This window comes from uncultured Salinicola sp., assembly GCF_937921195.1.
Classification (GTDB): Bacteria; Pseudomonadota; Gammaproteobacteria; order Pseudomonadales; family Halomonadaceae; genus Salinicola.
In genome coordinates this window covers 1-7,702 of the sequence record NZ_CALFQK010000089.1, presented here as the reverse complement: position 1 = coordinate 7,702, position 7,702 = coordinate 1, and the positions used below count along the sequence as shown (strand labels likewise).

General features: G+C 63.8%; 7 protein-coding genes. All 7 read right to left on the bottom strand.

Annotation, left to right across the window (positions count from 1 at the left end; translation table 11 throughout):
- Positions 1–533, bottom strand: a 533-nt coding sequence (locus tag Q0602_RS07660; RefSeq protein WP_298841157.1) for a response regulator, incomplete at its 3' end; no start/stop codon positions are given.
- A gap of 75 nt (positions 534–608) precedes the next feature.
- Entirely contained in the window at positions 609–1,022 is a 414-nt protein-coding gene (locus Q0602_RS07655) for a DUF6691 family protein (RefSeq protein WP_298841154.1), read from the bottom strand.
- On the bottom strand, positions 1,019–1,495 hold the full coding sequence (locus Q0602_RS07650) for a YeeE/YedE family protein (protein WP_298841151.1): 477 nt from the start codon (positions 1,493–1,495) through the stop codon (positions 1,019–1,021). The genes Q0602_RS07655 and Q0602_RS07650 overlap by 4 nt, the downstream gene beginning before the upstream one ends.
- Positions 1,496–1,541: 46 nt before the next feature.
- The gene (locus Q0602_RS07645; protein WP_298841148.1) at positions 1,542–3,332 is read right to left on the bottom strand and encodes a SulP family inorganic anion transporter; all 1,791 of its coding nucleotides are present in this window, start codon (positions 3,330–3,332) and stop codon (positions 1,542–1,544) included.
- Positions 3,333–3,348: 16 nt separating this feature from the next.
- On the bottom strand, positions 3,349–4,617 hold the full coding sequence (locus tag Q0602_RS07640; RefSeq protein ID WP_298841141.1) for an FAD/NAD(P)-binding oxidoreductase: 1,269 nt from the start codon (positions 4,615–4,617) through the stop codon (positions 3,349–3,351).
- Between the two features lie 58 nt (positions 4,618–4,675).
- Entirely contained in the window at positions 4,676–5,590 is a 915-nt protein-coding gene (locus Q0602_RS07635; RefSeq protein WP_298841138.1) for an MBL fold metallo-hydrolase, read from the bottom strand.
- A 232-nt stretch (positions 5,591–5,822) separates the two neighbouring features.
- Positions 5,823–7,702 (bottom strand): DEAD/DEAH box helicase (locus tag Q0602_RS07630; RefSeq protein WP_298841135.1); only part of this gene is annotated, 1,880 nt, incomplete at its 5' end.

Sequence of the window (7,702 nt, the reverse complement as noted above, 5' to 3'; positions counted from 1 at the left end):
AGGCGATCCTTCAACTGATCGGCACTCAGGATCCGCCCACGCGCGCGCATCAGCGCCTCCAGCAGCATCAGCTCGCGACGCACGAGCGCCACCGGTGCGCCATCCAACGTCACGCTGCGAGCAATGGGGTCCATCGCCAGGTGCCCGTGACGGAGGGAGCGGTCGACCTGCCCGGCGCTGCGGCGCAACAGCGCCTGCAGCCTTGCCGTCAACTCATCAAGGTCGAACGGTTTGACCAGATAATCGTCGGCCCCGCCCTGAAGCCCTTCGACACGACTGGCCACGGCGTCTCTCGCCGTCAGCATCAGTACCGGCATGGCAATACCCGCACGACGCCACTGTTGCAGCAGCGTCAAACCATCGCCGCCAGGCAGACGGCGATCAAGCACCGCGGCATCGTAGTCGATTGCGGCCAGCGCCCCGCGTGCACCGTCCAGCGTGGTCACGGTATCGACGACGAAACCGCTCAGCGCCAATCCCGCTTCAATGCCTGCCGCCACCGGTGCATCGTCCTCCACGAGTAGTACGCGCATGTTTCTCCCGTTTTCACCCGATTCTTTCCCGCCCCAGTCTGACGAACGGCGATGATGCCAGGATGAGTTTGCTGCTCAGTGAGCGGGAGAAAGCCGGCGCGCCAGCCACCAGCCGATGACCAGCGCCACCAGGAAGGCCGCCAGCGGCCCGCTCAGCCCCGGCAACGAGGCCACCGCCGGGCCCGGGCAGTAGCCGGAGAGCCCCCAACCGAGACCGAAAAGTGCGGCACCGCCCAGCAGCCGGGTATCGAGGTCACGGCGGGTGGGCAGCTGGAACCGGGATTCGAGCAGTGGCATCTGGCGTCGCCAGACGAGGCGATAACCGATGAACGTGGTGACGACGGCACCGCCCAGCACGAAGATCAGGGTCGGATCCCAGGCGCCGGTGACATCGAGAAAGCCGATGACACGCGCCGGATCGGTCATGCCGCTGATCGCCAGCCCGAGACCGAACAGCAATCCCGCTAAATAACCTGCCAGCATTTTCATGGTGCACCTGCCAGCCAGTAACGCGACACGAACACGGTCAGCATGGCAACAAGTACGAAGACGAGCGTTGCGGCCATCGACCGGGGCGACAGACGCGCCAATCCGCAGACCCCATGCCCGCTGGTGCAGCCGCTACCCAGGCCAGTGCCCAACCCGACCAGCAGGCCGGCGATCAACATCGTCGGCGTGCCTGCAATTGGCGCGCCGATCACCGCACTGCCGAGCGCTGCCACGCCGCCGCGAGGCGCTACATTGCCCCAGTCGAGACCCAGCAGCAGCAGTAACGCCGGGCCGGAGACCAGCCCCAGCAGGAACGCCAGCCGCCAGCCGCGGTCCCCGCCGCGCTCGAACAGCGCACTGGAGAGAATCCCGCTGATGCCGGCGATCCGGCCCAAGAGCCCCATCAGCAGGGTGGCGGAGAGCCCGATCAGCACGCCGCCAGCGAGCCCGAACCCGGCACTCGATAGGTCCATCCTCATATCTCCTTTGATAGCGTTCGCTGCTCTACGATAACCCTCTCTATTCCGCCGCCGAATGTGCCGCTGCCGGCGTGGCGAGACAGGGATGACTCAAGGGTGCGGCACCCCGACCATGCAGGACACACCAGGCGTCGAAGGTGCTCAGGAAGACCCGACCGTTGAGCGTCTCCAGCAGCTCGGTGCGGCTCAGACGGTCCATCACCGGTCCCTTCACTTCGGCCAGATGCAGCCCGATGCCGCGCTCGCGCAGGCGTCGGTTGAGCGCCTCGAGACTTTCCAGCGCCGTGGCATCGATGACGTTGATCGCCTGACAAGCCAGTACCAGATCCCGCGGCGGCGGATCGCGAGAGACCACTGCCGTGACCAGGTCTTCCAGATGGCGCACGTTGGCGAAATAGAGGCTCTCGTCGACCCGCAGAATGGCCACTCCGGCATCGGTCTCCACCGCGTGGCGGCGCACGTTGCGGAAGTGCTCGGTCCCCGGAATGCGCCCTACCTCGGCGCTGTGGGGCCGGCTGGTGCCGTAGAGATGCAGCGCCAGCGACATGCCCACGCCGACCAGAATGCCCACGTCCACGCCCAGGATCAGCGTCGCCAGCGCGGTGGCGGTCATCGCCACGCCCTCGCCGCGGGCGTAGCGCCAGACCCGCGCGAACGCCGCCAGATCGATCAGCGAGACGGTGGCGATGACGATGGTCGCCGCCAGCGTCGCCATCGGTAGTTCCCGCAGCCAGGGCGACAGAAACAGCATGGCCAGCGCGATACCCACGGCGGTGAACGCGCTGGAAGCCGGCGTGCGAGCGCCGGCATCGAAATTGACCACGGAGCGGGAGAAGCCGCCGGTGATCGGCATGCCGCCGGTGAAAGCCGCCGCCAGATTGGCCCCGCCGAGCCCGATCAGTTCCTGGTCCGGATCGACGCGCTGACCGCGGCGCACCGCCAGCGCCTGGGCCACCGAGACCGACTCCACGTATCCGACGATGCTGATCAGCACCGCCGAACCGATCAGCGATCGCCAAAGCGCCGGCTCCCAGTCGGGCAGGGTTAGCGGTGGCAGACCGGCGGGAATCTCGCCGATGACGGCCACGTCGCGGCCCAGCCATCCCGCCGCGCCGGCGACCAGCGCCGCCAATACGATGGTGGCGATGGGTGCCAGCTTGACCAGCACGGCAGCCACACGGGCCGGTACGTGACAGCGTTCCAGCGCGGACTTGCCCCATCGTCGTATCAGCCACAGCAGCAGCAGCGACCCCAGCCCGATGATCACGGTCGGCAGGCTGACACCGTCCAGCGCCGTGGGTAGCCGGGATAACAGCGCCGGCAGCGTGGAACCGGAGAGATCGATACCCAGCAGCTGTTTGAGCTGGCTCGCCGCGATCAGCACGCCCGAGGCGCTGACAAAACCGGTCATCACCGGGTGGCTCAGAAAGTTGACCAGAAAGCCCAGCCGGCACAGCCCCATGATCAGCAGGATGGCCCCGGAGAGCAGTGCCAGTACCAGAGCCGCGGCGATGTAATTCGGCGATCCAGACTCGGCAACCTGTGAAAGCGCCGATGCCGTCATCAGAGACACCACCGCCATCGGGCCGACGGAGAGCGTCGCGCTACTCCCCAGCAGGGTGTAGACGACCAGCGGCACCAGGCTCGCGTACAACCCCACCACCGGCGGGAGTCCCGCCAGCATGGCGTAGGCCAGCGCCTGCGGGATCAGCATCAGCGCCACGATGATGGCCGCCAGCAGATCCTCGCCCAGCAACCCGCCGTTGTAACGCCGCCCCCAGCCAAGGATCGGGAGCCAGCGTGCCAACCCGGCCCTATGCGGCTGATTCATGATCTGCTGTCCTCGATCAAGTGCGCGCCTGCGGCTTGGCCAGCCATTCGTGCCCCTTGAGCATCAGATTCCAGTAGATGAAGGGGAGCTGCTGCGCCTTGATGTTCCAGCCGAGCCGAGTCGGCCGTGTGGCCTGATTGATCCAGGACGGGAACGTCGGCTGCAACTGGCCGCCGTAACCGAACTCCGCCAGCACCACCCGGCCGCGCTCCACCGTCAACGGACAGGCGCCATATCCCGCATAGCCGGAGGACATCGACTTGCCATCGAGCACAGCCATCAGGTTGTCCGCCACTACCGGTGCCTGCTTGCGCACGGCGGCGGCCGTCTTGGCATTGCCGGTACCGCTGGCGTCGCCGAGACCGAAGACATCACTGAAGTGGTTGTGCTGGAGAGTGTCGGCATCGAGATCGAGCCAGCCACCCTCGTTGGCCAGTGACGATTCGCGCACCAGCCGTGGGGCGCGCTGCGGCGGCACGACGTGAAGCATGTCGAAATCGGTCTCGATCTCTTCGCTGCTATCCTCGCTCGTGACGCGAAAACGCGCCTTCTGGGCCGGGCCGTCCACAGCGATGAGGTTCTGTTGGAACTGCTTGTGGATGCCGTAACGCTGAACGTATTCGTCCAGTGCCGGCACGAAGTCCGAGACACCGAACATCACACCGCCGGCATTGTGGAAATGGACGTCGATATTCTTCAGGACGCCCTGTTTTTCCCACTCATGGCAGGAGAGATACATCGCCTTCTGGGGCGCCCCGGCGCACTTGATCGGCATTGGCGGCTGTGTGAACAGCGCCTTGCCGCCGCGCATCGACTGAACCAGCGACCAGGTGTAGGGCGCCAGATCGAAACGGTAGTTCGACGTCACGCCATTATTGCCCAGCGTCTCCTCGAGACCATCGATCGCCTGCCAGTCGATCTCGAGACCTGGCGCAACCACCAGTGCCCGGTAGCCAAGCGTCGTCTCGTTGCCCAGCACGACCTGGCGGGATTCCGGCAGCAGCTGTTCCGCCGCGGCCTGATACCAGGTCACGAAGCTCGGCATCACCGAATGCATCGAACGCCGGGTCTGCTCTGGGGTGAACACGCCACCGCCGACCAGCGTCCAGCCGGGCTGGTAGAAGTGATCCTGTGCGGGCTCGACGATGGCGATATCGAGATCCGCACGGCGTTTGTGAAGACTCGCGGCGACCGCGATGCCCCCCGCCCCACCGCCGATGATGACGATGTCATGGTACTTTTCGCTCGCGGCTGTCGACTGATTCGTGACTGTCGATTCGTTCATGACTGGCTCCCTTTGGTCGATTCGGCGCAGCACGATAGCGCTTGGCGGCAACGCCTTCTCACTCCCACGCGGCACCTTCCAGGGCGTCGAGCGGCAATTTCAGATAGCGCTTGCCGTTGCTCTCCGGTTCGGGGAGGCGACCGCCGAGAATGTTGACCTGCAGCGCGTGCAGGATCAGCTTCGGCATCGGCAGTTCGCTATCGCGCTTCTCACGCAGCGCAACAAACTCGGCCTCGCTGCTGTCGCCCAGGCGATGCTTGTTAGTCTCGCGCTGCTCACGCACGGTGCTTTCCCACTGCGGCTCGCGGCCGTCGGGCATGTAGTCGTGCCCGGTGAACAGGCGCGTCTCGTCTGGCAGCGCGAGGATCTCCTGGATCGAGTGCCACAACTGGTGAGCGCTACCGCCGGGGAAGTCGGCACGGGCGGTACCGAAGTCAGGCTGAAACAGGGTGTCGTGAACGAAGGCGGCATCGCCGATGACGTAGGTGACCGAGGCCAGCGTATGGCCCGGCGAGTGCATCACGTGGCACTCGATCTCGCCCAGCGTGAAGGTATCCCCATCACTGAACAGATGATCCCACTGGCTGCCGTCGTCCTTCAGGTCCGGCCAGTGGTAGATCTCCTTCCACAATGCCTGCACCTGCGTCACCGGCCGGCCGATGGCGGTGGGCGCGCCGGTCTTGTCATGCAGATAGCGCGCGGCGGAAAAGTGATCCGCGTGCGGATGGGTATCCAGAATCCATTCGACCGCGAGCCCTTCGCGCTCGATATAGGCCAAGAGCTCATCGGCCTGAAACGTCGCCGTCGCACCGGACTTCTCATCGTAATCGAGCACCGGATCGATGATCGCGCAATACCGCGTGGCGGGGTCGCTAACGACGTACTGGATACTGAAGGTGCGAGGATCGAAAAAGCCGGCGACGTGGGGCCGGCCAGTGTCCTCATTGCCTCGTGATAGAGCGTAGGTATTCATGAGGGCTCCTTGAAAGAACATGCCCTTAGGGTAGCTCATAAATCATTCTAACGTTAGATCGTTTTCGAATATGACTAATAACTCTGAAGATATTTCCATGTACATAGCGCACGAGCACCATTTGCTAGAGACAAATAGATGCAACACCAGACGAAAAATGGATATATGCCTTATTCCTACAGCCGTTCAAACAGAAAACCCCTCCGAAGAGGGGTTGAGGTTAACCTGATCGTCACGCGACCAGCTGACGGGCCAGCTCCATTTCCACAGACTCACCATCGCTGTTTAGAGCTTCTAGCCCGGACTCGGGGATATCCCCGGAGGTGCTCTGTGCCACTGCGATCTTGCTGGCCATCAGTCGCAGACAGGCAATCTGCGACGTCTGGGCGTAGCCGAAGAACAGCACACGCACCGCTCGGTGCTGACCAATACGCCAGGATCTTCGCGCCGCCTGCTGCAGCGTGTAGACGTTCCAACCAGTCTGCATGAACGCGATCGTCGGGAAGTCGAGAAGATCCAGCCCGGTCTTGACCAGCTCCGGGTTGGTGATCAGCACATCGATCCCCTTCTCGACCTGATCCGCGATCCAGTCCTCCCGTCGACTGGTGTCGACGCTCGAGCGCAGTACGGCCACTTTGAGGCCCTCTTGCTCGAGCACGCGTTTCAGGCGACTCGTGGTATCGCGCTTGCCGGTGTAGGTGGAGTAGACCAGCACCTTGCGGCCCTGGGCCCTCTCTGATCGGCATAGCTCGACCAGCTCGTCCTCCTTCGGCATCGTCGACGCTTCGTCGAAAATCGACTTGGCAAAGCTGATCAGCGCCCGCGATCTCGGATGCTTGACCGCTTCCGGTCGAAAACAGCAGTCAGGCCACGCCAGCAGCACATTGAGCACCACGCCCAGCAAGGTGGTGTCCTTGTGTGCCAGCGCTTCCCGCAGCGCCTGTGTCAGCTCTCCCGAGAGCTTGTCGTAGGCACTGGCCTGAGCAGACGACATCGGCACTTCCACGAACTCTTCGTCATACGGCGGCAGTACATCGCCACCGATGTCCTTGAGTTTGAGGAAGACCGTGAAGGGCAACACGTAACGCAGGATGCCCTTGGGGCCAAACCCAGGTGCCTTCACCGTGCGCACCGAGGTTTTCCGCCCCTTCGCCGTCTTGTGCCCAGCGCCCTCACGCTCCGAGTAGATGTCCTTGAGGACACCGTGCTCGCGCATGAAGGTCATGGACGCCGCACCCAGTGAGTTGCGCTGGGGACGATAGCCGTCTTCGATCATCACCGGTGTCAGAATCCGGAAGAGCAGATAGAACAGGTCGTCGGCGTAGCCACCCATCAACGTGCCGGTCAGCAAAAGCGTCTTGCGTGCCTTTGCTGCCAATACGCCCATGGCCTGGCCCTGGGCCGACCCCGCGTTCTTGTACTCATGCCCTTCGTCGACGATCAGCAGATCGAAGAATTGGTCGGGGAGATAGCGCTTTATGAACTCGCTCGGCTGGAAACCACCTTCACCGAAACCGAATTCGATGTTGGCCATCGCCCGTTCCATTCTCGTCGCCTGTCGATCGTTGAACACCAGGTCGCCGTTCTCGTCCATCAGGTTGATGAACTCGTGCACGTTGTCGGCCAGCATCGACGAGAGAAACCCCTCCCCGAACTGGTCGACCAGCTTCTCGGACGTCACCTTGCCGATGGTGGGAATGCGCTGCAGCGCCTTGAGCACCGAACGACGGCGGGCATCCCCTTCGGGCTGCCGCTGTCGTATGAGTGTCCAGAGCTGGCCACCGCATCCCGCGCACGCCTGCTGACGCTCGGTCTGCTGGAACGACTCGAACCGAATCGGCTCATTGTCGTTGTCGAGGATCATGCGGCCGCAGTCCGGACACGCCGCGAAGCGGCCGGACAGGGTGCGCCTGGGGGTAGCCACCGGTACCCAGTGAAACCCCATCCGCATCCGTACACGACCCAGCACGAAGAACTCCGGCCGGCCATCGTCTGGCTGTCCCAACTGCTCGCGCAGTTTGAGCAATTTCGCCAGCGTATCCGGTCCGTTGAGTACCCAGACCCGAGCCTCTGGCACCGTCTCGAGGATCTCTCGCCGCCACTTGTAGACCA

Coding starts and splice junctions, on each gene's coding strand:
- Q0602_RS07655 (WP_298841154.1), bottom strand. CDS start 1,022: ATGAAAATGCTGGCAGGTTATTTAGCGGGATTGCTGTTCGGTCTCGGG.
- Q0602_RS07650 (WP_298841151.1), bottom strand. CDS start 1,495: ATGGACCTATCGAGTGCCGGGTTCGGGCTCGCTGGCGGCGTGCTGATC.
- Q0602_RS07645 (WP_298841148.1), bottom strand. CDS start 3,332: ATGAATCAGCCGCATAGGGCCGGGTTGGCACGCTGGCTCCCGATCCTT.
- Q0602_RS07640 (WP_298841141.1), bottom strand. CDS start 4,617: ATGAACGAATCGACAGTCACGAATCAGTCGACAGCCGCGAGCGAAAAG.
- Q0602_RS07635 (WP_298841138.1), bottom strand. CDS start 5,590: ATGAATACCTACGCTCTATCACGAGGCAATGAGGACACTGGCCGGCCC.